The following is a 26,101-nucleotide window of genomic DNA, read 5'->3' as shown; positions in this document are numbered from 1 at the left end:
ATTACAATATATATTTCAATATATTGTTTGGCGTCCGTGCGCACGTAGGATCGCCAGACCGGACTAGGGTTCCGCCGACTCAGGCGCGGCGGTCCGCGAGCGGCGCCACGAGCAGGCGGTCGATGCGGTTGCCGTCCATGTCGACGACTTCGAACCGCCAGCCGTCCCAGTCCAGCCGGTCGCCGGCGCGCGGGATCACGGCGAGCTGGTACAGCACGAAGCCGGCCAGCGTATGGTACGCGCCGCCGTCCTCGTCCGGGAAGCGCACGTCGGCGCCGGTCAGGTGGCGGAAGCGGTCGAGCACCATGCCGCCGTCCACGAGCCAGCTGCCGTCGTCGCGCCTGACGGCGTCCGGCTCGCCGTGGTCACCCGCCGGCGTCACGTCGCCGACGAGCGCGCGCATCACGTCCGTCAACGTGACCATGCCCTGGATGTCGCCGTACTCGTCGACGATCATCGCCAGTTCCACCCGGCTTTGCTTGAGCTGTTCCAGCAGGTCGATGGCGCTGCTCGAATCCGGGACGTACAGGATGGGCTCGACGGCCGCGCCGATGTCGATGCACGGCAGGCACTGGCCGCGGATGGCTTGCCCGAACAGGTTGCGCGCGCGCACGATGCCGAGCACCTGCGAGCGGTCGCCGCGGTAGACGGGAAAGCGGCTGTACGGCGAGTCCGCGATGCGGGCGAGATTGCGGTCGAGGGGCTGGTCGAGGTCGAGGAATTCCAGGTCCACGCGCGGCGTCATCAGCGCACGCAAATGCCAGTCATCCAGCCGCAGGGCGCGCGCGGCGATGTCGTACTCGGCCTTTTCGAACACGCCGGCCTCCGCGCTTTCCTTGATCATGCCCGTCACTTCTTCCTCGGTCGGCGTGTCGTCCTTGCGGTGGTGCATGCCGAGCAGGCGCATGATGCCGTCCGTCGCCATCGCCAGCAGCCGCACGAACGGGTGCGCGAGGCGCGACAGGAACTGCAGGGGCCGCGCGCTCGCCGCCGCCAGCCGTTCCGGATACAGGATCGCGATGCGCTTGGGCACCAGTTCGCCCAGCACGATCGAGGCGAACGTGATGCCGAACACGACGATGACGAGGGACACGGAGCGCGCATACCCGTCCGCCACGCCGAGCGCGGCGAGCCTGGGCGTGAGGCGCGCCGTCAGCGACGCTTCGCCGTACGCGCCGTTGAAGATGCTGATGAGCGTGATGCCGACCTGTACCGTGGACAGGAAGCGGCTGGGGTCTTCGTGCAGGTCGAGCGCGCTGCCGGCGCCGGCATCGCCGCCGGCCTTCATCTGGTCGAGGCGCAGGCGCCTGGCCGAGACGATGGCCAGCTCGGACATGGCGAACACGCCATTGAGCACGATGAGGGCGAGGATGATGACGACGTCGACCATGCGTTTCCCGAACTCCGCCGGGACGGCCCGTGCCGCCTGCCGGCGGGTCGATCATCGCATGGGGGAACTCGGTGAAGTCGCACAGGACGATTAACGTACAGCACAAACCACCGTCGTTCGCGGACCGGTTTTACGTCGCTCCCGGAGCGGTTTTACGTCGTTCCCGCGGAGGCGGGAACCCAAGTGTTCCCGGACCGGCTTTACGTCGTTCCCGGAGCGGCTTTACGTCGTTCCCGCGAAGGCGGGAACCCAAGTTCCCTGGCGCAGCCGGGCGGCATGCGAAATTGGCCCCCCGCCTCCGCGGGGGCGACGGTGCGCCGCGGGGGCGACGGTACTTTGCGGGGCTGCGGTGCGCCGCGCGGGCGACGGTGCCCTGCAGCCGGGCTTTCAGGGCTGCCGTGGATCGAAATGCTTCGCGATCCCGGCCCAGCAGTCCTGGTAATTGCCCTGCAACTGGGGCGACTGCAGCGCATACGGCGTCGCGACGAGCGGCGTGCGGGTCTCGAACATGAATGCCATCGTGTCCGTGACCTTGTGCGGGTGACTCGTGTCGGCGCTGCTGGCCTTGTCGAACGTGGCGGCGTCCGGGCCGTGGCCGCTCATGCAATTGTGCAGGCTGGCACCGCCGGGCACGAAGCCATCCGCCTTGGCGTCGTAGGCGCCGTGCACGAGGCCCATGAACTCGCTCGCGACGTTGCGGTGGAACCAGGGCGGACGGAACGTGTCCTCGCCGGCGAGCCAGCGCGGCGGGAAGATGACGAAGTCGAGCGTGTCGACGCCGGGCGTGTCGGATGGCGCCTGCAGCACGAGGAAGATCGACGGGTCCGGGTGGTCGTAGCTGATCGAGCCGATCGTGTTGAAATGGCGCAGGTCGTACTTGTACGGCGCATAGTTGCCGTGCCAGGCGACGACGTCCAGCGGCGAGTGGCGGATGCCGGCACGCCACAGGTTGCCGCCGAACTTGGCGACGAGTTCGAAATCGCCTTCGACGTCTTCGTAGCGCGCGACGGGCGTGAGGAAATCGCGCGGATTGGCCAGGCCGTTCGAGCCGATCGGCCCCAGGTCCGGCAGGCGCAGCAGGGCGCCGAAGTTTTCGCAGACATAGCCGCGCGCCTCGCCGTCCGGCAGGTCGACGGCGAACCGCACGCCGCGCGGGATCACGGCGATCTGCTGCGGTTCCACGTCGATGCGCCCGAATTCCGTGGCGAGCGCGAGCCGGCCCTGTTGCGGCACGATCAGCAGCTCGCCGTCGGCGGAATAGAACCAGCGCCCGCGCATGGGGCGGTTCGCCGCGTACACGTGGATGGCGCAGCCGGACATCGCGGCCGGCGCGCCGTTGCCGGCCATGGTGACGAGGCTGTCGATGAAGTCGGTGGGTGCGTCGGGCATCGGCAGCGGGCTCCAGCGCATCTGGTTGGGCGACGGCGCCACGCCCTCGACACCCGCGGCGATGCGGCCGTTGCTCATGGGTTCGAACGCGCCGTGCATCGCGGCGGGCCGGATGCGGTACAGCCAGGCGCGGCGGTTGTGGCTGCGCGGGGCCGTGAACGCCGTGCCCGAGAGTTGCTCCGCATACAGGCCGTAGGCGACGCGCTGCGGCGAATTGCGGTGCGCCGGCAGGGCGCCGGGCAGGGCCTCGGTGGCGAATTCGTTGCCGAAGCCGGACATGTATTCGGTCGAAGCAGTCAAGAGATCTCCAAAATCCGTGGTGTTTACGACACTCTAGAGGAGCGCGGCCGATTTTACGAGATGAATACAGAAATGTAGAATATTTAGATCATCAATAACACTATCTCGTGCATGATCGAACCCTCTAGCATCGACCTGAATCTGTTGTCGGTATTTCAGGAGGTCTACCGCGAACGCCAGATCTCGGCCGCCGCAAGGCGCCTGGGCCTGACGCAATCGGCGGTCAGCAACGCACTGGCGCGGCTGCGGCGCACGTTCGGCGACGAGCTGTTCGTGCGGACGGCGTACGGCATGCAGCCGACGCCGCTCGCGCAGCAGATGGCCGAGCCGATCGGCGCCGCGATGGTCCAGGTGGCACTGGCCCTGTCGCAGCGCAGCCGGTTCGACCCGGCCACGAGCAACCGCCGGTTCACGCTCGCGATGACGGACGTGGGCGAGGTGTATTTCATGCCGGTGCTGATCGAGCGTTGCCGGTCCAGCGCGCCGCACGTGGAGATCGCCTCGCTCCGGGCGAACGGCCTGAGCCTGAAGGACGACATGGAGACGGGCAGGGTCGATCTCGCCATCGGCGCGTTCGAGGACGTGTCGGAAGCGTTGTACCACCGGGCGTTGTTCCGGCAGCCCTTCGTGAGCATGTTCCGCAAGGACCATCCGCTGGCGAAGGGCAAGGTGGACCTGGCGCGCTTCGTGGCGGCGCCGCACCTGATCGTCGATGCGGCCCAGAGCCCTTACGACCGCATCAATGGATTGCTGGAAAAGGCCGGGGTGACGGCCGGCGCCCGGTTCCGGGTGCCGCATTTCACCGCGGTGCCGTACATCGTCAGCACGAGCGAGCTGGTGGTGACGGTGCCGCAGAAACTGGCCGAGAGCGCCGCAAGCCCGTTCGGCCTGAAGTGGATCGAGCCGCCGCTCGCCTTGCCGACGTTGCAGACGAACGTCTTCTGGCACCGGCGCTTCAACCACGACCCCGGCATCCAGTGGCTGCGGGGATTGATTGCCGACGTGTTTGCCGAATGATCCCGCAGACGCGTCGCCGGCGCGCCGTCACGAGCGGCGCGTGGAGCAGCTGACAACTTAATGAAAGAGGACTAGACAATGGCCGACCTGTTTGACAATCCGATGGGGCTGATGGGCTTCGAATTCGTGGAATTCGCCTCGCCCACCCCGGGCGTGCTGGAACCCGTGTTCGAGGCGATGGGCTTCAAGAAAGTCGCCGTGCACCGCTCGAAGGACGTCGTGCTGTACCGCCAGGGCGACATCAACTTCATCGTCAACAACGAGCCGAAGAGCGCGGCCTATTACTTCGCGGCGGAACACGGCCCGTCGGCCTGCGGCATGGCCTTCCGCGTCCAGAACGCGCACAAGGCCTATGCGCGTGCGCTGGAACTGGGCGCGCAGCCGCTGGATATCCCGACCGGCCCCATGGAACTGCGCCTGCCCGCCATCAAGGGCATCGGCGGCGCCCCGCTGTACCTGATCGACCGCTTCGAGGACGGCAAGTCCATCTACGACATCGACTTCGAATGGATCGACGGCACCGAACGGCATCCGGCCGGCCACGGCCTGAAGCTCATCGACCACCTGACGCACAACGTGTATCGCGGCCGGATGAGCTACTGGGCCGGCTTCTACGAGAAGCTGTTCAACTTCCGCGAGATCCGCTATTTCGACATCAAGGGCGAGTACACGGGCCTGACGTCGAAGGCGATGACGGCGCCGGACGGCAAGATCCGCATCCCGCTGAACGAGGAAGGCAAGGCGGGCGGCGGCCAGATCGAGGAATTCCTGCTCAAGTACAACGGCGAAGGCATCCAGCACATCGCGCTGCTGACGGAAGACATCTTCGCGACCGTCGACGGCCTGCGCGCCGCCGGCGTGCCGCTGATGGCCGCGCCACCGGCCACCTATTACGAGATGCTGGAGTCGCGCCTGCCTGGCCACGGCCAGGACGTGGAAGCGCTCAAGGCGCGCGGCCTGCTCGTCGACGGCACGACCGAGGACGGCAACCAGCGGCTGCTGCTGCAGATCTTCTCGGAGACGCAGCTGGGGCCCGTGTTCTTCGAGGTCATCCAGCGCAAGGGCGACGAGGGCTTTGGCGAGGGCAATTTCAAGGCCCTGTTCGAATCGATCGAGCGTGATCAGCTGAAGCGTGGGGCGCTCAAGACCGCCGCGTGAGCAATCCCGTCCCGGGCATCCGGCATCCGGGGGGCACACGCGTGTGACCAGGCTTGACGTCGGCTCGATGCGGGCGCCGCGCGCGGGCACGGGGTGCCCGCGCGTTCAACCAAGCGTGGGCGCGCGACACGCGTGTTGGCGCAATGCGGGTGTCGCTCGACCGCGCGGACGGCCGAGCCCTCCACCCTACCAGGTGTTAAAAGTATTCCAAGAACGCCCGTACACTTCATTTCCAGACAAATATCTGAGTGTTGCGTGCGCGTCGCATTTCGACGGTTTCCTCGGTTTTCCCTCCAGTTTGTGAGCAAAAGCGGCTGATCAGGCACTAGAATTTCCGTACGGCATCAATGCCGACCGACTTTCAACAACCGACCAGTCCAGGCCCATCGCCGATGGCGTCCCTCGCCGGTCACAACCGATCTCCTGACACCATGCGCTCCCGACTCCGACCGGCCCTCGCGCCGATCCGGCGCCTCGCCCCATTGCCATTCCTGTTGCTGGCCGCGGGCCCGTGCGCACATGCCGGCGAAGCGGCCGCCGATGCGCCGATCACGGCGGAGGCGCCCGCCGCGGCCAGCCCGCTGAGCGCCACCGTGTCCGTCAGCTCGCAATACATCTCGCGCGGCATCCGCCAGAGCTGGGGCGGGCCGGCGGCGATGGCCGGCGTCGACTACGCGCACCCGAGCGGCTGGTCGGCCGGCACGTCCGTCATCAACGTCAGCGACCGCTTCATCGAAAAGGGCTCGGTCGAATGGGACCTGTACGGCGGCTACGGCGGCACCGCCGGTCCGCTCGGCTGGTCCGCGCTGGTCTACTGGTACAAGTATCCGGGCGCGCGCATCAGCGCCACGGACACGGCGTTCGACTACGGCGAGCTGTCCGCCGGCGTCACCTGGAAGACGTTCTACGCCCGCTACAACTACACGTTCAGCCACGACTTCTTCGGCATCCAGAATGCCCGCGGTACGGGCTACCTGGACGTCGGCGCGGATCACCCGCTGACCGACAAGCTGACCCTGAACCTGCACGCGGGCGACGGCCGCGTGGCCGGCAGCGGCAACGACATCTGGAACTGGCGCGACCTCAAGGCCGGCCTGACCCGCCAGCTGGAAGACGGCTGGACCGTCGCCCTGAACTATACCCGCGCGATCGGCGCGACCGGCGTCTACGACCGCTACACGACGGGCGTCCCGCGCGCCGACGGCCGCCTCGCGGTGTCGAACGTGGCGCGCCGCGCCGTCGTGCTGTCACTGACCCGCAAATTCTGACCCGAGGAGAGAACATGAGCCGCAACCCCCTGTCGTCGCTGTCCCTGACGACGAAGATCTGCGCGACGGCCACGCTGCTCGTCGTGCTGAGCCTCGCGGTCACGTCGGCCGTCATCGCCGTGCGCAGCAGCGACAACGCCGAAGACGCCAGCATGCAGCTGGCGCGCACGTCCGCGCGCGAAGCCGCCGCCGCCGTGCGGGCGCAGCTCGGCTCGAAGCTCGGCGCCGTCGCCAACCTCGCGGGCGCCATGAGCGCGCTGCGCGAAGCCGACATCGCGCCGGCCCGCCCGCAGATCGCCGCCATGACCCAGGCAACGGTGCGCGGCGCGAAAGACTTCATCGGCGGCGCCGTGACGTGGGAGCCGGACGCGCTGGACGGCAAGGATGCCGACTATGCCGGCAAGGGTCCCGAATACGACGCCACCGGGCGCTACATGCCTTACTACACGCGCAACGCGGACGGCACCATGCACGTGGAACCGATCGTGTGGCCGACCACGCCGGGCGCCAACGACTGGTACGACGTGCCAAAGCGCACGCGCAAGGTGTTCTTCACCGAGCCGTACTCCTATCCCGTCAACGGCAAGGACGTCATGATGGCGTCGCTCGTGGTGCCGATCCTCGTCAAGGGCGAGTTCCGCGGCACGGCCAGCGCCGATTTCCAGCTCGCGCACCTGGGCGACATCCTCGGCGGCATCAAGGTCCTGGACGGCGGCCACCTGTCGCTCATCTCGAACGGTGGCCTGTACGCGAGCCACCCGGACGCGGCCAGGAACGGCAAGAAGGCCGACGACCTGCCGCCCGCCGCGCTGGCGGCCGTGCGCGCCGGCGAGCGTTATGAATACGTCGACCGCGCCGGCATGGAGCACCTGATCGAACCCCTGCGCCTGCATCCTGACCTCGCGCCGTGGGCAGTCAAGCTGACGTTCCCGCACAGCGAGGCGACGGCCAGCGCGCGCCAGCTGATGGGCTATTCGCTGTTCGCATCGCTCATCTGCGCCATCGTGGCGGCGATCGTGATGGTCACCGTGCAGCGCCGCCTGACCCGTCCATTGCGCGTCCTCGGCGCCACCATGACGGACCTCGCGAGCGGCAACGCCGACCTGAACGCCCGCCTGGACGCGCGCGGCCGCGACGAGCTGGCGCTGATCGCGGCCGGCTTCAACGGCTTCGTCACCAAGATCCAGCAAGTGCTCGTGCAGGTGCGCGAAAGCGCGGGCAGCGTCGCCGCCGCCAGCGTCGAAATTAGCCAGGGCAATATGGACCTGTCCGGCCGCACCGAACAACAGGCCGGCGCGCTGGAAGAGACGGCGGCGTCGATGGAGCAGCTGACGTCGACCGTCAGGCAGAACGCCGACAATGCGCGCCAGGCCAACCAGCTCGCCCTGTCCGCATCGGATACGGCCCGCCGCGGCGGCACCGTCGTGGCCGAAGTCGTCGAGACGATGGCCGCCATCGACACGGCGTCGCGCAAGGTCGTCGACATCATCGGCGTGATCGACAGCATCGCGTTCCAGACGAATATCCTCGCCCTGAACGCGGCCGTCGAAGCGGCGCGCGCCGGCGAACAGGGCCGCGGCTTCGCGGTCGTCGCCAGCGAGGTGCGCGGGCTGGCCCAGCGCAGTGCCGGCGCGGCGAAGGAGATCAAGGCCCTGATCGGCGACGCCTCCGGCAAGGTCGAAGCGGGCAGCGCCCTGGTGCAGGACGCGGGCCGCACGATGGAAGACGTCGTCGCCAGCGTGCGCCGCGTGAGCGACATCGTGGCCGAGATCAGCGCCGCCAGCGCGGAACAGAGCACGGGCATCGGCCAGGTCAACCAGGCGATCGTGCAGATGGACGGCACGACGCAGCAGAACGCCGCCCTCGTCGAGGAGGCGGCCGCCGCGGCCGACAGCCTGCACCAGCAGGCCGACCTGCTCGTGTCGCTCGTGGGCCAGTTCCGCCTCGACGGCGCGGCCGGCGCGCCGGCGCGTCCCGTGCTGGCCGCGCCACCGGTCAGGAAGGCGCTCGCGGCGGCGTGACCCCGGCGGCCGCGCGCCGTCGCGGGCCGGTCTGCTATCCTTCGGTGGACGCGGCCGTTCGTCGCCGCATGCCATCGCCGGGGGTCTCTTGCTGCTCGCATTCGCCGTACTACTCGTCTTCCAGTGTCTCGGGGAAGGGTTCGTATTCCTGTTCAAGGTGCCGGTTCCCGGACCCGTCGCCGGCATGCTGCTGTTGCTCGCGGCGCTCGTCGGGTTTCCGCGCCTGCACGAGGTCGTGGAGGCGGGCGCGAACGAGTTGCTGCGCCACCTGTCGCTGCTGTTCGTGCCGGCCGGCGTCGGCATCATCGTGGCGGCGGCCAGCGGCAGCGGGCACTGGCTGGCCATCGGCGCGGCCGTCGTCGGCAGCACGCTCCTGACCCTGGCAGTCACGGCGCTCGTGCTGCGGGCATTGACGCCGGCCGACCCGCGGGGCGAGGGCGGCGATGCGCCGACGCCGGCGCGCCAAAGGGGAGGCGACGATGCACCGACGCCGGCTCGCCAAAGGGGAGGCGGCGATGCGCTGGCGCCGGCTCGCCGAAGGGGAGGTGGCGATGCACCGACGCCGGCTCGCCGAAGGGGAGTCGGCGATGCTTAACCTCCAGGAATTCACCCACTTCTGGGTCTACCTGTCGGCGTCCCCGCTGCTGGGCCTCACGGTCACCCTGTGCGCCTATGTGTTCGCGCAATGGGTGTACGCGCGCTGCGGTTTCTCGCCGCTCGCCAATCCGGTCGCCATCGCGATCGCGCTCGTGAGCCTCGTGCTGGCGGCGAGCGGCATGTCGTATCCGCGCTACTTCGCCGGCGCCCAGTTCGTCCACTTCCTGCTCGGTCCCGCCACCGTGGCCCTCGCCGTGCCGCTCGCGCGCCAGATGCCGCGGCTGCGCCGCAGCCTGTTCCCGCTCGCGTGCGCGCTCCTGTGCGGCTGCGTGACGGCGATCGTCAGCGCCGTCGGCATCGCCGTGCTGATGGGCGCATCGCCGGAACTGGCGCGCTCGCTGGGACCGAAGTCGGCGACGACGCCCATCGCGATGGCCGTGTCGGAACACCTCGGCGGCGTGCCCGCGCTGACGGCGGTGCTCGTGATCTGCACGGGCATCTTCGGCGCCGTCACGGCGCGCTTCCTGATGAAGGCCCTGCGCATCGATTCGCACGCGGCGCAGGGCCTGGCGCTGGGCGTGGCGTCGCACGGCATCGGTACGGCGCGGGCGTTCCAGGTCAGTCCCGAGATGGGCGCGTACGCGGGCCTGGGCATGGGGATGAACGGCGTGCTGACGGCCTTGCTGGCGCCGTGGCTGGTGCCGTTGCTGCTCGGCTGGATGGGCCAATAAGGAAGCCCGCAACCACGCGCGGACGCGATTGCGGGCGGGGCAGGCGCGAGGTCACGCCGTGCCGGGGGAGCGCAGATGGCTTGCGCCGCTGCGGAAAACGACGGTCAGGCGGACTTGCGGGTAAAGGCGCGGGCCGCGAACAGGGCGCTCGCGACACCGACGACGATGGCGGCCGTGCTGCCGGAAAAGCCGACGGCCGTGTTGGCGGCGATCTTGCCGGCCTTCGGCGTCACGAGCTCCAGGCGGCGCTTCGTCATCTGCGCGCCGAGCTCGGACAGGCGGTCCTTGTCGAGCGCCTGCTCGGCTTCCGGCAGCAGCACGGTTTCCTCGTCGGCCACGTGGTGCTGGACGTCGCGCATCAGTTCGAACACGAGGTCGTCGTGGCGCGGCGACGTCGGCTCGGTGCGCCGCAGTTCGGCGATCACGGCCCGCATCTCGTCGTGTTCGGGCACGCTCTTGTCCATGACCTTCTGGTCGTGGACGCGCGGGCGGATGGCGGGATAGAAGATTTCTTCCTCGAGCGTCGCGTGGATCTCCAGCGCGTCGCAGATCGTCTCGGCCAGCGCCTTCTTGACGCTCGGGCGCTTGTCGCGGGTGTACTGGTGGAACGTCACCATGACGTGCGAGTGATCGAAGCGGATCATGTCGGTGATGTACGGACTGAGTTTTTTCAGGGAAAACATGATCGTCTCCTGTGGACTGTGGGGCGGATAGATGCATGGTAGTGCCGCCGCCAGAGGCGCCGCGTAGGAGGGCGCCGCACGGTCATGTCGGCCGATGACGCATGGGCTGTCCGGCCGGGGCCGGCAATCACTCGACAGGCTGTCGCCTCCGCTCCTACACAGACACGGCTTGGTTTCTGATTACTGTGTTCCATAACGCTGCGATGATGGCTGCAACCGGGCGCGCTGCGGCGCACCCGTTTGTCCGTGCGGTAACGCAGGACGCGTTCCGCGCGGTCATCCCAACCAACACTGGAGGAATCGGAATGTTTGCACACAATAAGCGCTTGCAGTACACCGTGCGCGTCAGTGAACCGAATCCGGGCCTGGCCAACCTGATGCTCGAGCAGTTCGGCGGCCCGCAGGGCGAACTGGCGGCCGCCATGCGCTACTTCACCCAGGCCGTCGGCGAGGACGACGCGGGCCGCAAGGACATGCTGTTCGACATCGCCACGGAGGAGCTGAGCCACCTCGAGATCATCGGCCACATCGTCGCCATGCTGAACAAGGGCGCCAAGGGCGAACTGGCGGAAGCCGTCGACGGCGAGGCCGAGCTGTATCGCAAGATCCAGGGCGCCGGCAACGACAGCCACGTGACGCAGGTGCTGTATGGCGGCGGCCCGGCGCTCGTCAACTCGGCAGGCGTGCCGTGGTCGGCGGCCTATATCGATACGATCGGGGAGCCGACGGCCGACCTGCGTTCCAACATCGCCGCCGAGGCGCGCGCGAAGATCGTCTACGAGCGCCTGATCGCGCTGACCGACGATCCGGGCGTGAAGGAGGCGCTGGGCTTCCTGATGACGCGCGAGATCGCGCACCAGAAGTCGTTCGAAAAAGCGCTGTACGCCATTGCGCCGAACTTCCCTCCGGGGAAAATGCCGGGCGACCCGCGCTTCGCCAACACCTATTACAACATGTCGCAAGGCCCGGGCGAAGCGCGCGGCGCGTGGAACCAGGGCGAGAACTGGGACTTCGTCACCGACCGCGACAAGCAGATGGCCGTCGACGGCGGCTCGGGCGAGGCGGAAGTCAAGCTGCCGGCCAAGGACATCGACATCCTCAAGCAGATGGCGGAGCGCACCATGTCCGACCCGAATGTCGATCCGACGACGGGCGCCGAACTGGGCATGGGCAACCAGACCCTCGCCGACGGCAGGACCGTCAGCCCGGGCGGCCAGCCCAGCCCCGGCGCGCCGCCGCTGCACTGACGCCGCCCCGGCGCACGATGTCTCCTGTCGCCGTGCGATACCGAAACTGGAATCGCACGGATGTTTTATTTCATTGGTGGGCCGGACTCGCTTTGCCTAAGCTGGTGGCGGGTTCATCCATTGAAATAACGATATAAAAAAGACAGGAGACGACATGTTCAAGAAGCTGCTGGCAGCCTGCTGCCTCGCGCTCGGCTGCGTTTCGGCCGGGGCGATCGACCTCGCGGGCGTGACCAATGCCCACGACCCGGGCACGATCACGAAGGACGGCGACACGTATTTCAATTTCACGACGGGCACCGGCATCTGGTATTCCACGTCGAAGGATCTCAAGACGTGGACCGGCGGGCCGGGGCCCGTGTTCTCGACCTATCCCTCCTGGATTGCGCAGAAGATCCCGAATTTCTCCGGTTCGTTCTGGGCGCCCGACCTGATCCAGATGAACGGCTACTATTATATGTACTACTCGGTGTCGACCTTCGGCACCTCGTCGTCCGCCATCGGCGTGGCGCGCAGCGCGTCGCTGAAGACCCCGAGCTGGCAGGACCTGGGCATCGTCGTCCAATCGTACGGCGGCAGCGCCGAGATCAACGCCATCGACCCCGCGCTGTTCCGCGACCATGACGGCAAGGTCTACCTGAGCTACGGCTCGTTCTTCGGCGGCATCGGCGTGGCGGAGATCGACCAGTCGACCGGCAAGCTGGCCGGCAGCGTGACGACGGTCTGGGGCGGCGGCGGCAAGGACATCGAAGCGCCGTACATCACGCGCGACGGCGGCTATTACTATCTGTTCGTGAACCGCGGCAGCTGCTGCAAGGGTTCCAACTCCACGTATTATGTGGAAGTGCAGCGGGCGACGAACATCCGCGGCCCGTATTCCGGCACCCGCACGATCCTGCCCGTCACCGACGGCAAATACCAGGGCCCCGGCCACATCGCCGACCTGCGCCAGGACGGCTGCCACTTCGTCTCGACCCACTACTACGACCTGTCCGACAACGGCAATCCCAAGCTGGACATCCAGCGCATGACCTACAGCTCGGGCTGGCCGGTCCTGACCCGCAACTTCACCGACTTCTCCGGCTGCGGCGGCATCAGCGACGGCGTCTATGCGTTCAAGTCGCGCCTGTCCGGCAAGGTGATGGGCGTGGCCGGCGCATCGACGGCCGACGGGGCGCTCGTGCAGCAATCGACCGACACGAACGCGCGCCACCAGCAGTGGTACGTGATCGGCCACGGCGACGGCTACTACAGCGTCATCAACGCGAACAGCCTGAAGAGCCTCGACGACTACAACAATTCGACGACGGCCGGCACGAACATCGCGCAGTGGGGTTACTGGGCCGGGCAGGGGCAGCAATGGCGTTTCGCCAGCCCGGCGTCCGGCTACTACACCGCGGCGAACCAGCTTTCCGGCATGGTGCTGGACGTGCAGAGCAAGAGCACGGCCGACGGCGCGCAGATCATCCAGTACCCGTCCAACGGCGGCAGCAACCAGCAATGGTCGCTGCTGCGCCGGTGAGCCGCGTCCCGGTGCGGGGCTGACCCAGGCGGCGGCGCGCGCGGGAAGCCCCGCCGCGCCGCGGTCGCGACAGCTTCCGCGCTATGATTCGTATCGCGTGCGGCCATCGCCGCGGTCCGATGAAGGGATGTGATGTTTCTTGTCCGTTGTGAGGCCCGATGCGACGAAGCGCTGGCCTTCCCGGCGCGGCTGCGCGCCGCGGTGCGCGCGGCCGCCGCCACCGTCGCCACCGGCGAACGGCACCCGCCGCGCGACGCCTTCGTGCTCAAACTGGATGGTGAAACCCTCGCCATACCATATCGTCTCCGCTACGATCCCGACCTGTTGCGGCGGGAACTCGCCAGTTCGCAGGCGGATGCCAGGCGCATCCTCCTGTGTCTGGGCACGCGGCATGACGACGGCCACGTGCGCCAGGAATGCCTTCGGCAACTGCTGGCCGACGAATCGTCCTGGCTCACCCCCTATCTGCTCCAACTCGCCGGCGAATACGTCGTCGAGATAGCGGCCGACGTCGCCGCCGCGATTGGCGCCCGCAATCCCGCCGCGCTGCGGGCGTTTGCCGTGGAAAATCCCGCCTACCTCGCGGCGCTCGAATCCCGCATCACGAGCTATTGGAACTGCTACCACCGGCAGGCTTACCCGGAACGGGGTCGTTATCCGGGGACGAGGGTCGTGGCGGCGGTGCGTGCCGCCATGGAATGACTGTCCGGGTTGCGCGTTCGATCGATAAAAAAATGCCCCGGCAGGACCGGGGCATGCGCTCCGTGATTGAACGGCGGCTCAGTCGCGGATCTCCAGCGCCCGGTTGAGGCTCAGCGCGGCGAGGGAACCGACGGCACCGGACAGCAGGTACAGGCTGACGTAGCCGAGGCCGAAGTTGGCGGCGAGGCCCAGCGCGACGAGCGGGGCGAAGGCGGCGCCCACGAGCCAGGCGAGGTCGGACGTGAGGGCGGCGCCCGTGTAGCGGTATTGCGGCAGGAAGTTCGACGTCACGGCGCCGGCGGCCTGGCCGTACGAAAGGCCCAGCAGCAGGAAGCCGACGAGGATGAACGTGTTCTGGCCGGTCACGCCGCCATCCATCAGCGTGGGGATGAAGCCGGAGAACAGGGCGATCAGCGCGGCGAGCGTGCCCAGCGTGTTGCGGCGGCCGAACTTGTCGGCGATGAGGCCCGACGCCAGCACGCCGACGATGCCCAGGCCCGCGCCCATGATCTGGACTTGCAGGAAATCGGCCATCGAGCGGGTGTCGTACAGCTGGATCCACGACAGCGGGAACACGGTCACCAGGTGGAACAGGGCATAGCTGCACAGCGCGGCGAGGGCGCCGATGACGATGTTCGCGCCCTGGTTGCCGATCACTTCGCGGGCCGGGGCCGGGTCGAGCTCATGCTCGTCGAGCAGGTGGGTATAGTCCGGCGTCGAGACGAGGCGCAGGCGGGCGAACAGCGCGACGACGTTGATCGCGAAGGCCACGTAGAACGGATAGCGCCAGCCCCAGACCAGGAAATCGTCCTGCGACAATTGGGACATCAGATAGGAAAACAACCCCGCCGCGATGATGAATCCCGTTGGTGCGCCAAGTTGTCCCAACATGGCGTACCATCCACGCTTGTTCTCGGGAGCATTCAGCGCCAGCAGCGACGGCAGCCCGTCCCACGACCCGCCCTGGGCAACGCCCTGGCCGATGCGCAGGATCGCGAGGGCGATGATGGACCACTCGCCCCAGCGGGAATACGTGGGCAGCATGGAGATGGCGACCGTGGCCGAGCCCATCAGGAACAGCGCGATGGTCAGCTTGATCTCGCGGCTGTAGGCGCGTTGCAGCGCCATGAAGACGAGCGACGCGAACGGCCGCGCCACATAGGCCAGCGCGAAGATGGCGAAGGAATACAGCGTGCCCTCCAGCCGGTCGGCGAACGGGAAGAACACGGCGGGGAACACGAGCACCGAAGCGATCGCATAAACGAAGAAGTCGAAGTATTCGGAAGCGCGGCCGATGACGACGCCGACCGCGATCTCACCCGGCGCGATTTTCGTGTCGCGGGTGTTGATGTTCCGGGCCCCGGAATGGGGTGCTGTGACGGGAGCGGCGCCTACGTCGCCGTAAGTATTATGGGTGCCTTGCATGTCTTCGTCTCCTTATCAGCCGACGGCCTCTGGACCCTCTGAAATGCTGCAATACGGAAAAGGGTAGGACAAAACGTCCAATCGCCAAACGCACGCCGTTGGCGTTACATTAGCATGTTATTTTTCCCATGTAACGTAAAACACAAGCATGATTCCAAAGACCCTCCGTCGCGGAGTGTTCCTCTCCCCACTGTTTGCGCTGCTCGCCGGCTGCAACACGGTGGTGATGAACCCTTCCGGTGACATCGCCAAGCAAGAGGCGCACTTGATCACGGTGTCCGTGATCCTGATGTTGCTGATTATCGTTCCCGTGATGATCCTGATCGTCTGGTTCGCCTGCAAATACCGTGCGGGCAATACCGAGGCGGACTACGAGCCGGACTGGGACCACTCGACCAAGCTGGAACTGGTCATCTGGGGCGCGCCCCTGCTGATCATCATCGTCCTGGGCCTCGTGACCTGGATCTCGACGCACAAGCTCGACCCGTACCGCCCGCTGGACCGCATCGCCGAAGGGCGTCCGATTCCCGCGTCGGCCAAGCCGCTGGTCGTGGAGGCCGTGGCGATGGACTGGAAATGGCTGTTCATCTATCCGGAGCAGGGCATCGCCACTGTCAATGAGCTGGTCGTGCCGGTCGACGTGCCGGTCCGCTTCAAGATCAGCGCGACGTCGGTCATGAATGCGTTCTACGTCCCGGAACTGGCGGGCATGATCTACGCGATGCCGGGCATGGAAACGGCGCTGAACGCCGTCCAGAACCGTCCGGTCCAGTCGGAAGGCTTCTCCGCCAACTACAGCGGCGCCGGCTACTCGGACATGCGCTTCTCCTACCGCGGCGTGGCCCAGGGCGACTTCGACGGCTGGGTCCAGTCGATCAAGTCCGGCGGCGGCAACCTCGATCGCGCCAACTACCTGACGCTCGAAAAGCCGAGCATCAAGGAGCCGGTGCACCGCTATGCGGCGGTCGACAACGACCTGTTCTATCGCGTCCTGAACCGCTGCGTCGCCGACGGCGCCGTCTGCATGGACAAGATGATGAACGACGATGCCAAGAAAGCCCGCGAAATGGCTATGCGTAACATGCCACAAACAGCGGCAGCGACCCGCCTGGCCCAGGCCAACGGCGCGGTCTGCACCACGCCCAATGATCCTGTGAAGAAGAAGTAATCATGCACGAGCAATTTGACTTAGCGAAGTTGATCTTCGGTCGGCTCAGCTGGGAAGCGATTCCCTACCACGAGCCGATCCTGATCGCGACATTCATCGGCGTCCTGCTGGGCGGCGTCGTCCTGCTGGGCGTACTCACCAAACTCAAGCTGTGGGGCTACCTCTGGAACGAGTGGTTCACCAGCATCGACCACAAGAAGATCGGCATCATGTACATGGTGCTGGGCCTCGTGATGTTCCTGCGCGGCTTTGCCGACGCGCTGATGATGCGCGCCCAGCAGGCGTTCTCGTTCGGCGATTCGCACGGCTTCCTGCCGCCGCACCACTACGACCAGGTCTTCACCGCCCACGGCGTGATCATGATCTTCTTCGTGGCGATGCCGTTCGTGACGGGCCTGATGAACTACGTCGTGCCCCTGCAGATCGGCGCGCGCGACGTGGCGTTCCCGTTCCTGAACAACTTCTCGTTCTGGATGACGACGGCCGGCGCGATCCTCGTGATGGCATCGCTGTTCGTCGGTGAATTCGCCCGTACCGGCTGGCTGGCGTACCCGCCGCTGTCCGGCATCCTGGCGAGCCCGGACGTCGGCGTCGACTACTACATCTGGTCATTGCAGGTGGCGGGTGTCGGAACACTTCTGTCAGGCGTGAACCTGGTCGTCACCATCATCAAGATGCGCGCCCCGGGCATGGACCTGATGAAGATGCCGGTGTTCACCTGGACCGCCCTGTGCACCAACATCCTGATCGTGATGGCCTTCCCGATCCTGACCGTCACCCTGGCGATGCTGGGCCTGGACCGCCTGTTCGACACGCACTTCTTCACGAACGAACTGGGCGGCAACGCCATGATGTACGTGAACCTGATCTGGATCTGGGGCCACCCCGAGGTCTACATCCTGGTCCTGCCGGCATTCGGCATCTACTCGGAAGTCGTCGCGACGTTCTGCAACAAGCGCCTGTTCGGCTACTCGTCGATGGTCTATGCGACCGTCGTGATCATGGTCCTGTCGTACCTCGTGTGGCTGCACCACTTCTTCACGATGGGTTCGGGCGCGAGCGTGAACTCGTTCTTCGGCATCACCACGATGATCATCTCGATCCCGACCGGCGCCAAGATCTTCAACTGGCTGTTCACCATGTACAAGGGCCGCATCCGCTATGAACTGCCGATGATGTGGACCGTGTCGTTCATGATCACCTTCATCATCGGCGGCATGACCGGCGTGATGCTGGCGGTCCCGTCGGCCGACTTCGTCCTGCACAACTCGCTGTTCCTGATCGCCCACTTCCACAACGTCATCATCGGCGGCGTGCTGTTCGGCCTGTTCGCCGGCGTGAACTACTGGTGGCCGAAGATGTTCGGCTTCCGGCTGGACCGCAAGTGGGGCCTGGCCTCGTTCTGGCTGTGGTCGATCGGCTTCTGGGTGGCCTTCACGCCGCCGTACATCCTGGGCTTCATGGGTGTGACCCGCCGCATGAGCCACTTCGACGACATGTCGATGCGCTGGCTGTTCCAGATCTCGCTGGCCGGCACCCTGATGATCGCGGCCGCCATCGGCTGCCTGCTGATGCAGATCACCGTGTCGATCATCAACCGCAAGAAGCTGGCCGACTTCACCGGCGACCCGTGGAATGCCCGTACCCTGGAGTGGTCGACGTCGTCGCCGCCGCCGGACTACAACTTCGCGTTCACCCCGGTCGTGCATGACAACGACGCCTGGGCCGACATGAAGAAGCACGGCTACAAGCGTCCGCTGAACGACTTCATCGCGATCCACATGCCGAAGAACACGTGGGCCGGCCCCGTGATCCCGGGCATCGCATTCCTGATGGCCTTCGGCATCATCTGGCACATGTGGCTGCTGGTCGGCGTGACGTTCTTCGGCATGATCGCCGTCGCCATCTACCACACGTTCGATTACAAACGCGACTTCTACATCCCGGCGGACGAAGTGACCCGCACCGAAGAAGAGCGCACCCGTTTGCTGGAAGCCCATGTCTGAAATTAACGCAACCCACGCCGGCGCCGCGAGCGCCGACCCGAGCTCGCGCTTCTACGTGCGCGAGCACCATCCGGAAAACGGCACGCTGCTCGGTTTCTGGATCTACCTGATGAGCGACTGCCTCATCTTCGCCTGCCTGTTCGCCGCCTATGCGGTCCTGGGCCGCAACTACGCGGGCGGCCCGTCCGGCGCCGAGATCTTCGAGCTGCCGACCGTGGCGCTGAACACGGCGTTCCTGCTGGTCTCGTCGATCACGTACGGCTTCGCCATGCTGGCCGCGCAGAAGAAGAACGTGAAGGGCACCCAGGTCTGGCTGCTCGTCACCGGCATCCTGGGCGCCTGCTTCCTGTTCCTGGAACTGCAGGAATTCGCGCACCTGATCCACGAAGGCAACGGCCCGTGGCGCTCGGGCTTCCTGACCTCGTTCTTCTCGCTGGTCGGGACGCACGGCCTGCACGTGACCTTCGGTATCGTGTGGCTCGTCACCCTGATGTTCCAGCTCGGTAAGCACGGCATCACCGCCGCCAACTACCGCCGCCTCGCCTGCCTGTCGATGTTCTGGCACTTCCTGGACGTCGTCTGGATCGGCGTGTTCACCTTTGTCTACCTGATGGGAGTCCTGCCATGAGCGACCTGCATCACGCCCACGCCCACGGCCATGACGACCATGGCCACGGCCACCACGACGACGATCACCTGCATGCCCAGGGCAGCATGAAGGATTACTCGATCGGCTTCATCCTGTCCGTGATCCTGACGGCGATCCCGTTCTGGCTGGTGATGACCCACCAGGTCGCACCCGGCGCGACCAAGGCCCTGATCATCGGCTTCGCCGCCGTGCAGTTCGTCGTGCACATGGTGTACTTCCTGCACATGAACTCGAAGTCGGAAGGCGGCTGGAACATGATGGCCATGCTGTTGACCATCATCCTGCTGTTCATCGTGCTGTCCGGCTCGATCTGGGTCATGTACCACATGAACGCCAACATGATGCCCAACATGGGCAATGACGGCGGTTCGGTACACGGCATGCACGACATGCAGTAATGGCGGGAGACGATCGCGCAGCGGCGCCGCGTAGCGCAGTACCTGCCCGGCGCCGGGGTTTCTCCCCGCTCCTGGCGGCCGCCGCGCTGCTGCTGATCGTCCTCTTTGCCGGTCTGGGCACCTGGCAGGTGGTTCGCCTGCAATGGAAACTGGACCTCATCGCACGCGTGAACGCACGCGTGCACGCCGCCCCGGCGCCGGCACCGCCGCGCGCCCGCTGGGCCGGCATCACCTCCGCATCCGACGAGTACCGCCGCGTCACGCTGCACGGTACCTATCTCTACGATCTCACCACCCCCGTCCAGGCCCTGACCGAAGAAGGCAGCGGCTACTGGCTGCTCACGCCGCTGTGCACGGCCGACGGATCGGTCGTCATCGTCAACCGCGGCTTCATTCCCGCCGAACCCGGCGCGCGCACGCGCTACACGCCCAGGCACGCGGCGGGCGACGTGTGCGCGACCGCGCGCGCGACCGCCGCCGACGTCACCGGCCTGCTGCGCACGAGCGAGCGCAACGGCCTCTTCACGCGCACCAACGATCCGGCGGCAAACCGCTGGTACACACGCGACGTGGCCGCGGTCGCCGCCGCGCGCGGCCTGGGCACCGCGGCGGTCGCGCCGTTCTTCGTCGACGCGGGCGCGCACCAGAATCCGCCCGGCAGTCCCGACCAGCCCCTCGGCGGCCTCACCGTCGTGAATTTCCCGAACAGCCACCTCGTGTACGCGATCACTTGGTATGCTCTGGCCTTGATGGTCGCCGGCGCCTGGTGGTGGGTGGCGAGCGGCCGTGGCCAGGACGACGACGACGATGAACGACACGACTGACCTGCTGAAGCGGGTATTCGAACGGGGCGCCGACAAGGCGGCCGCCGTCGCCGCCGCGCAGCGCGAGCGCACGGAATCCGCCGCCGACGTCGAATACGTGGCCGGCCACAAGAACATGCTGCAGCTGATCGAGCTGCGCTGGATCGCCGTCATCGGCCAGGTCACGACCATCGCCGGCGCGATCCTCGTGTTCGACGTGCGTCTGCCGCTCGTGCAGATGCTCGAAGTGCTGGCCTGCCTGATCGCCTTCAACGTCGCCAGCCACCTGCGCTGGCACGAACACCGGCCCGTCACGAACAACGAGCTGTTCCTCGCACTGCTCGTCGACGTGGCCAGCCTCACGATGCAGCTGTACCTCGCGGGCGGGACGACGAACCCGTTCGCCTTCCTCTACCTGCTGCAGGTGATCCTGTCGGCCGTGCTGCTGGAAGCGTGGTCCACGTGGACCATCGTCGCCATCACGTTGGCGTGCCTCGCGGGCCTGTCCGTGTTCGCCAAGCCGCTCGCGCTGCCGTTCGACCACGCGCGCGGCATTTCGAGCCTGTACGTGCAGGGCATGCTGATCTGCTTCACGCTGAACGCGGCGCTGCTCGTCGTGTTCATCTCGCGCATCACGAACACGTTGAAGGGCAAGGCGGCCCAGCTCGCGGACCTGCGCCAGCGCGCGGCCGAGGAAGAACACATCGTCCGCATGGGCCTTCTCGCGTCGGGCGCCGCGCACGAACTGGGCACGCCGCTCGCGACGCTGTCCGTGATCCTGGGCGACTGGAAGCGCATGCGCGAATTCAAGGCCAATCCCGACCTGCTGGAAGAGATCACGGAAATGGAGACGCAGCTCAAGCGCTGCAAGTCCATCGTCAGCGGCATCCTGCTGTCGGCCGGCGAGGCGCGCGGGGAATCGGCCGCGCGCACGACGATCCGCGGCTTCCTCGACAAGCTCGTCGAGGAGTGGCAGCACAGCCGCCCCGTGCGCGACGTCGACTACCGCAATCGCATCGAACACGATCTGCCGGTCGCCTTCGACTCCGCGCTCAAACAGATGATCGACAACGTGCTGGACAACGCGCTGGAAGCCTCGCCCGACTGGATCGGCGTGGAGGCGGGCGTGGCGGACGGCACCCTCGTATTGACCGTGCTCGATCGCGGTCCCGGCTTCGCGCCCGCGATGCTGGCGCAGTTCGGCAAACCGTACCAGTCCAGCAAGGGCCGACCCGGCGGCGGCCTGGGCCTGTTCCTCGTCGTGAACGTGGCCCGCACGCTGGGCGGGACGGTGCATGCCGTGAACCGGCCGGAAGGCGGCGCCGCCGTCACGCTGACCTTGCCGCTGTCCGCGATCGCGCTCGACAAGGAGCCCCTACATGCCCATTGAAGACGATAACGCAGCCGACGAACGCGACGATGAACGCGACGACGAGCGCCTCCTGCTGATCATCGAGGACGACGACGCGTTCGCGCGCACGCTCGGCCGCTCGTTCGAGCGGCGCGGCTACCAGGTGCTGCAGGCGCCCGGCCTCGAGGAAGCGCAGGAACTGCTGCAGGAACACTCGCCCAACTATGCCGTCGTCGACCTGAAACTCAAGGGGAACAGTTCGGGCCTGGCCTGCGTGCAGATGCTCCACGCGCACGACCCGGACATGCAGATCGTCGTGCTGACGGGCTTCGCCAGCATCGGCACGGCGGTCGAGGCGATCAAGCTCGGCGCCTGCCAATACCTCGCGAAGCCGTCGAACACGGACGACATCGAAGCCGCGTTCGGCCACGTCGCCGGCAACACCGAGCTGGAACTGACGAACCGCTCGACGTCGATCAAGACGCTGGAGTGGGAACGCATCCACGCGGTGCTGGCCGAGACCGACTTCAATATTTCGGAAGCGGCGCGCCGGCTCGGCATGCACCGGCGCACGCTGGCGCGCAAGCTGGAAAAGCAGCGCGTCAAATAGTCCGCTTGACACCTGCAAACAGGGCACGCCAAGAGGAAGTTGCTTGCAATAGTTCGATATTTAGCTAATAATCAATCATGTCTTCGATCTTCAAAGCGCTCGCCGATCCCACTCGGCGCCAGGTTCTGCAAATGCTGCGGTCCGGGCCGCTGTCCGCGGGCGCCCTGGCCGGTGCGTTCGACGTGTCGAAGCCGACGATGTCCGCACACTTCGCCGTGTTGGTGGCGGCGGACCTGATCGAGGCGGAGAAGAGCGGACGTACGATCATGTACCGGCTGAAGATGTCGGTGCTCGAGGAGGCGCTCATGGTTTTCGCACAAGCCTTCGGGTTGCAGCTTACGCACGAGACGCCGGCCACGACCGCTCCCGGGCAAACAAAGGAGGAATCATGATGCTGCACCACCAGATTCGCCGCGCGTTGTCGGTCGCCGCGCTCTACCTGTCGACTGCCGTGGTGCTCAATGAGTTGCGGCGGCGTGATGTCGTCGGCGCCGAGACAGCCGTGCGACTGATGGGCGTGCTGCTGGGCCTGGTGGTGCTCGTCTCGGCGAACGCGATCCCGAAAAGGTTGGTGCCGCTGGCGCGTTTGTCCTGCGACCCGATACGCGAGCAAACCCTGCGCCGCTTCAGTGGCTGGGTCCTGGCGCTGGGCGGCCTGGGTTATACGCTCGCGTACGTGCTGGCGCCGATCGCGATCGCCAGCAGGCTGGCAGCTTGCGTACTGGCGCCAGCCGTCCTCGTCGTGACCGGCATCGCGACGCGCTGCGCCTGGCGGCACCGCAGCGCCAGGCGCGGCGGCGCCTGAGGTCGATCTGCCTGATACGAGGCAAAAGCGCCGTTTCCGGGAGCACGTGCACGGCGCGCCCCCGATCGGGTAATCCCGCGGCTTCACTTTTGAGGAGAACGTCATGTACGCGATGCTGATGGGCTTGAAGGGAATTGCACCACGCGAACTGCACGCGCGCGTCGTGCAGGGCGCTGTAACCGTGGTGGACATGAATGCTCGCCATGCCTGGCTGCAGGCTCGCGTGCCAGGGGCCATCAATCTGGCGCCCGACTTCGATGCATCGGCATTGCCGACGGAGCGCGCGGCACCGGTGGTGTTCTATTGCTCGAATCCGTTGTGCCGCAAAGCGCCGTACGCGGCGCGCAAGGCCAGGAAACTGGGCTATACGGACGTGCGCGTGATGTCGGCGGGGATCAGTGGCTGGCTCAGTGCGAAGCTGCCATTCGACAGTGGCGAACCGCTCGTCTGATTACTACACCGGGCGGCGAAGGGCACTTTGCATGCCGTTGCGATCCCGGGACGGCGAGGCGCGCCACGCCTGGAACACGGATTTCCGCCGTGACCGGTTTCACCCGTGTCCATGCCTGTGGTAGATTGCCGGTTTTGCCCGGAATCCCAATGATCCCTCCGCACCTGCACCCGCGCGCCGGCGCGCTCGCGGCAATGGTCCTGCTGGCCGGCTGCGCCGGCCTCGGTGCGCAACGTCCGCCCGCCGCCGCCTTCGTCGTGCTGGGCGAAGACGGGGCGCCGCTCGCCCGCGCCATCACCACCGCGCCGGCCTGTCCGTCGATCACGATCGACGGCCGCACCCTGGCGATGGCCGTGCGGGCGCCATTCGGTGCGATCTCCCTGCGCGGAAAGGGCCACAGTGCCGGCTTTCATCCGGAAGCCGCCTCGACGCCCGTGTTGTCGTGCGAGACTGCGATCCCCGCCGGCAGCACGCACGTCGACGTCGCGGGACAGGCGTTGCCGCTGCCGCAGGCGGACATCAAACGGATCGTGGTAATCGGCGACACGGGCTGCCGCCTGAAGGGCCGCGAATTCCAGGACTGTAACGACCCTGAGGCGTACCCGTTCGCCCGCGTGGCGGCCAGCGCGGCCGCCTGGAAGCCGGACCTTGTCGTGCACGTGGGCGACTATCATTATCGCGAAGACCCGTGCCCGGCGAACCGCGCGGGCTGCGCCGGCAGTCCTTACGGGCACGGCTGGGACGCCTGGAATGCCGACTTCTTCGCGCCCGGACGCGCGCTGCTGGCGAGCGCGCCGTGGGTGTTCGCGCGCGGCAACCACGAGACGTGCGCGCGCGGCGGGCAGGGCTGGTGGCGCTTCCTCGATGCGCACCGCTACGATCCGGCCGCGAACTGCGACGACCCGGCCGCCGACGAACGCGCGGATTACACCGACCCGTACGCCGTGCCGCTGGGCGAAGGCAGCCAGCTGATCGTGTTCGACAGCGCGAACACGGACTGGCACGGTTTCAAGCCGGGCGACGTGCGCATCGCGCGCTACGCCGACACGTGGCGCAAGGTCGACCGGCTCGCGCGCCGCCAACCGTACAACATCGCCGTCGACCACCATCCGTTGTACGCGTTCGGCGCCAACCGCGACGCGCGCACGGGCGCCGTCACCTTGTTCGGCGGCGACGCCGGCCTGACGCAGGTCTTCGGCGCGCTCGACGCCCGCCTGCTGCCGGCGTCCGTCGCCATGCTGTTGTCCGGCCACGTGCACCTGTGGGAGCAGACCAGTTTCGCGTCCGACCACCCGACCCAGTTCGTGGCGGGCTTCGCCGGCACCGCGGAAGACATCGTGCCGCTGCCCAGGACCGCGCCGCCCGGCCAGTCGCCGGCGCCGGGCGCGGTGATCGAGGCGATGAGTTCGTGGATCGACGGCTTCGGCTTCATGACGATGGAGCGGACCGGCCCGGACACCTGGCACGTGGTCGTGCACGACCGCGACGGCAAGGCGCGCAACACCTGTACGGTGCGGGGGCGCCACTCCACGTGCGCGGTGCCGCAAGTGTAAGCCGCAAAAAAACTATATTGCTACAAAAGTGATTGCCCCAAATACACGGTTTGTGTGACAATGGATGTGTGAGCGGGGCAGCTTCCGCGGCCTTCGCGATCAGCGATGAGGATACCTTGTATCTCTTGTGCTCCCGGTCCGCCGGGAGCATTTTTTATGGTGTCACCCCATGAACGACCGGACAACAGCCCAAGCGCGGTACGCCGTCGCCATGGGCATGCGCCGTCCACGCGGCGCCGCGGCGCCGGCCCAGGCAGGTATCATCCGAGGAGAGCGGCGCCGCGGCAGTGCGCGGCCCGCGCGGGAATTACATCTGGGACAGCAGCACGTTGCCGCTGGTTTCGTCCGCTTCGAGCAAAGCGATCAACTTGGTGAGGTCTTGTTCCAGGCGTTCCAGCGTGGCCGGGTCGAGCGCGGACAGCGCGTCCGGCAGCACGCCGGCAAAGGGCAGGGGCGCGCTGCGCAACACCTCGGCGCCGCCCGGCTGGATGCGCAGGGACACGCTGCGGCGATCGGTGCCTTCGCGGCTCGTTGCCACGAGGCGGCGTTCGACGAGGCTCTTGATCAGGTTGCTGGCGGTCGACTGGTGGATGTCCAGTTCGCGCGCGAGCTCGGTCACGCCGATGCCCGGCCGGCGGTCGATGACCGACAGCGCCCACAACTGGGCCCCGCCGACGCCGGCTTCGCGCTCGACCTGGCGGAAATGGCTTTTGACGGAATTGAAGACGACCCGGAACTGGCGCAGGACGCGGGTCGACGGCGTGGAGGGCGGCGTCGGCTGCGGCGCGGACGGCCCGGCGGGCGCGTTGGATTGGGAAGACGAGGACATGCAAGAATGATAGCGGAAAACCCGGCAG

The 26,101-nt window shown here is 66.9% G+C and carries 24 protein-coding genes and 1 pseudogene; 20 read left to right on the top strand and 5 right to left on the bottom strand.

Annotated features, from left to right (window positions below; all coding sequences use genetic code 11):
- Nucleotides 1-79: 79 nt before the first annotated feature.
- Together U9J41_RS04395 and hmgA are read right to left on the bottom strand one after the other, a co-directional pair.
- Nucleotides 80-1,390: a hemolysin family protein gene (locus U9J41_RS04395; RefSeq protein WP_322400473.1), complete on the bottom strand. Its 1,311-nt coding sequence runs from the start codon at nucleotides 1,388-1,390 to the stop codon at nucleotides 80-82.
- Between the two features lie 387 nt (nucleotides 1,391-1,777).
- On the bottom strand, nucleotides 1,778-3,058 hold the full coding sequence (gene hmgA, locus U9J41_RS04390; protein WP_322400728.1) for a homogentisate 1,2-dioxygenase: 1,281 nt from the start codon (nucleotides 3,056-3,058) through the stop codon (nucleotides 1,778-1,780).
- Nucleotides 3,059-3,190: 132 nt separating this feature from the next.
- On the opposite strand from hmgA, the gene U9J41_RS04385 reads away from it, so the two are divergent.
- The 6 genes and pseudogenes from U9J41_RS04385 (at nucleotide 3,191) to U9J41_RS04360 (ending at nucleotide 9,871) form a co-directional block, all read left to right on the top strand.
- Nucleotides 3,191-4,096 carry a LysR family transcriptional regulator gene (locus U9J41_RS04385; RefSeq protein WP_322400472.1) on the top strand — a complete coding sequence of 302 codons (906 nt, stop codon included), beginning with the start codon at nucleotides 3,191-3,193 and terminating at the stop codon, nucleotides 4,094-4,096.
- Between the two features lie 78 nt (nucleotides 4,097-4,174).
- A complete protein-coding gene (gene hppD, locus U9J41_RS04380; RefSeq protein ID WP_322400471.1) occupies nucleotides 4,175-5,254 on the top strand; it encodes a 4-hydroxyphenylpyruvate dioxygenase in 1,080 nt (359 codons plus the stop codon).
- Nucleotides 5,255-5,685: 431 nt separating this feature from the next.
- On the top strand, nucleotides 5,686-6,522 hold the full coding sequence (locus tag U9J41_RS04375) for a TorF family putative porin (protein ID WP_322400470.1): 837 nt from the start codon (nucleotides 5,686-5,688) through the stop codon (nucleotides 6,520-6,522).
- 14 nt (nucleotides 6,523-6,536) lie between these two features.
- Entirely contained in the window at nucleotides 6,537-8,543 is a 2,007-nt protein-coding gene (locus tag U9J41_RS04370) for a methyl-accepting chemotaxis protein (protein WP_322400469.1), read from the top strand.
- Between the two features lie 88 nt (nucleotides 8,544-8,631).
- Nucleotides 8,632-8,982: pseudogene (locus U9J41_RS04365) on the top strand (CidA/LrgA family protein); the annotation flags it as partial.
- Nucleotides 8,983-9,130: 148 nt separating this feature from the next.
- Entirely contained in the window at nucleotides 9,131-9,871 is a 741-nt protein-coding gene (locus U9J41_RS04360; RefSeq protein WP_322400468.1) for an LrgB family protein, read from the top strand.
- Between the two features lie 104 nt (nucleotides 9,872-9,975).
- On the opposite strand, the gene U9J41_RS04355 is transcribed toward U9J41_RS04360, so the two are convergent.
- A complete protein-coding gene (locus U9J41_RS04355) occupies nucleotides 9,976-10,554 on the bottom strand; it encodes a hemerythrin domain-containing protein (RefSeq protein ID WP_322400467.1) in 579 nt (192 codons plus the stop codon).
- Between the two features lie 305 nt (nucleotides 10,555-10,859).
- Between U9J41_RS04355 and U9J41_RS04350 the strand changes: the two genes are divergently transcribed.
- The 3 genes from U9J41_RS04350 (at nucleotide 10,860) to U9J41_RS04340 (ending at nucleotide 14,025) form a co-directional block, all read left to right on the top strand.
- The gene (locus tag U9J41_RS04350; RefSeq protein ID WP_322400466.1) at nucleotides 10,860-11,801 is read left to right on the top strand and encodes a manganese catalase family protein; all 942 of its coding nucleotides are present in this window, start codon (nucleotides 10,860-10,862) and stop codon (nucleotides 11,799-11,801) included.
- A 154-nt stretch (nucleotides 11,802-11,955) separates the two neighbouring features.
- The gene (locus tag U9J41_RS04345) at nucleotides 11,956-13,323 is read left to right on the top strand and encodes a family 43 glycosylhydrolase (protein ID WP_322400465.1); all 1,368 of its coding nucleotides are present in this window, start codon (nucleotides 11,956-11,958) and stop codon (nucleotides 13,321-13,323) included.
- Nucleotides 13,324-13,455: 132 nt separating this feature from the next.
- On the top strand, nucleotides 13,456-14,025 hold the full coding sequence (locus U9J41_RS04340; protein WP_322400464.1) for a hypothetical protein: 570 nt from the start codon (nucleotides 13,456-13,458) through the stop codon (nucleotides 14,023-14,025).
- A gap of 78 nt (nucleotides 14,026-14,103) precedes the next feature.
- Here the strand turns inward: U9J41_RS04340 and U9J41_RS04335 are convergent, their stop codons facing one another.
- The gene (locus U9J41_RS04335; protein WP_322400463.1) at nucleotides 14,104-15,450 is read right to left on the bottom strand and encodes an MFS transporter; all 1,347 of its coding nucleotides are present in this window, start codon (nucleotides 15,448-15,450) and stop codon (nucleotides 14,104-14,106) included.
- Between the two features lie 148 nt (nucleotides 15,451-15,598).
- On the opposite strand from U9J41_RS04335, the gene cyoA reads away from it, so the two are divergent.
- From cyoA to U9J41_RS04280, 11 genes are all read left to right on the top strand, one after another.
- On the top strand, nucleotides 15,599-16,618 hold the full coding sequence (cyoA, locus tag U9J41_RS04330) for a ubiquinol oxidase subunit II (protein ID WP_322400462.1): 1,020 nt from the start codon (nucleotides 15,599-15,601) through the stop codon (nucleotides 16,616-16,618).
- Nucleotides 16,619-16,620: 2 nt separating this feature from the next.
- Nucleotides 16,621-18,624 (top strand): cytochrome o ubiquinol oxidase subunit I, encoded by a 2,004-nt coding sequence (gene cyoB / locus U9J41_RS04325; RefSeq protein WP_322400461.1) that lies wholly within the window; start codon nucleotides 16,621-16,623, stop codon nucleotides 18,622-18,624.
- The gene (cyoC, locus tag U9J41_RS04320; protein WP_322400460.1) at nucleotides 18,617-19,252 is read left to right on the top strand and encodes a cytochrome o ubiquinol oxidase subunit III; all 636 of its coding nucleotides are present in this window, start codon (nucleotides 18,617-18,619) and stop codon (nucleotides 19,250-19,252) included. The genes cyoB and cyoC overlap by 8 nt, the downstream gene beginning before the upstream one ends.
- Nucleotides 19,249-19,671, top strand: coding sequence for a cytochrome o ubiquinol oxidase subunit IV (gene cyoD / locus U9J41_RS04315; RefSeq protein ID WP_322400459.1), 423 nt, complete (start codon nucleotides 19,249-19,251; stop codon nucleotides 19,669-19,671). The genes cyoC and cyoD overlap by 4 nt, the downstream gene beginning before the upstream one ends.
- Entirely contained in the window at nucleotides 19,671-20,495 is an 825-nt protein-coding gene (locus tag U9J41_RS04310; protein WP_322400458.1) for an SURF1 family protein, read from the top strand. Before cyoD ends, U9J41_RS04310 begins: the two co-directional genes overlap by 1 nt.
- Nucleotides 20,479-21,864, top strand: a complete 1,386-nt coding sequence (locus tag U9J41_RS04305; RefSeq protein ID WP_322400457.1) for an ATP-binding protein — start codon at nucleotides 20,479-20,481, stop codon at nucleotides 21,862-21,864. Before U9J41_RS04310 ends, U9J41_RS04305 begins: the two co-directional genes overlap by 17 nt.
- The gene (locus U9J41_RS04300) at nucleotides 21,854-22,435 is read left to right on the top strand and encodes a response regulator transcription factor (protein ID WP_056446931.1); all 582 of its coding nucleotides are present in this window, start codon (nucleotides 21,854-21,856) and stop codon (nucleotides 22,433-22,435) included. Before U9J41_RS04305 ends, U9J41_RS04300 begins: the two co-directional genes overlap by 11 nt.
- Before the next feature lie 77 nt (nucleotides 22,436-22,512).
- A complete protein-coding gene (locus U9J41_RS04295; protein ID WP_322400456.1) occupies nucleotides 22,513-22,827 on the top strand; it encodes an autorepressor SdpR family transcription factor in 315 nt (104 codons plus the stop codon).
- On the top strand, nucleotides 22,824-23,240 hold the full coding sequence (locus U9J41_RS04290) for a hypothetical protein (protein ID WP_322400455.1): 417 nt from the start codon (nucleotides 22,824-22,826) through the stop codon (nucleotides 23,238-23,240). Before U9J41_RS04295 ends, U9J41_RS04290 begins: the two co-directional genes overlap by 4 nt.
- Before the next feature lie 103 nt (nucleotides 23,241-23,343).
- Entirely contained in the window at nucleotides 23,344-23,691 is a 348-nt protein-coding gene (locus U9J41_RS04285; RefSeq protein ID WP_322400454.1) for a rhodanese-like domain-containing protein, read from the top strand.
- 149 nt (nucleotides 23,692-23,840) lie between these two features.
- Nucleotides 23,841-25,244, top strand: coding sequence for a metallophosphoesterase (locus U9J41_RS04280; protein WP_322400453.1), 1,404 nt, complete (start codon nucleotides 23,841-23,843; stop codon nucleotides 25,242-25,244).
- 307 nt (nucleotides 25,245-25,551) lie between these two features.
- Here the strand turns inward: U9J41_RS04280 and U9J41_RS04275 are convergent, their stop codons facing one another.
- Nucleotides 25,552-26,073 carry a MarR family winged helix-turn-helix transcriptional regulator gene (locus U9J41_RS04275; RefSeq protein ID WP_322400452.1) on the bottom strand — a complete coding sequence of 174 codons (522 nt, stop codon included), beginning with the start codon at nucleotides 26,071-26,073 and terminating at the stop codon, nucleotides 25,552-25,554.
- Between the last annotated feature and the right edge of the window lie 28 nt (nucleotides 26,074-26,101).

Origin of the sequence: Massilia luteola (assembly GCF_034420155.1) — a bacterium.
GTDB classification, from domain to species: Bacteria; Pseudomonadota; Gammaproteobacteria; order Burkholderiales; family Burkholderiaceae_D; genus Telluria; species Telluria luteola.
Note: the sequence above shows the minus strand (reverse complement) of the source record. Positions and strands in the feature narration are given on the sequence as shown.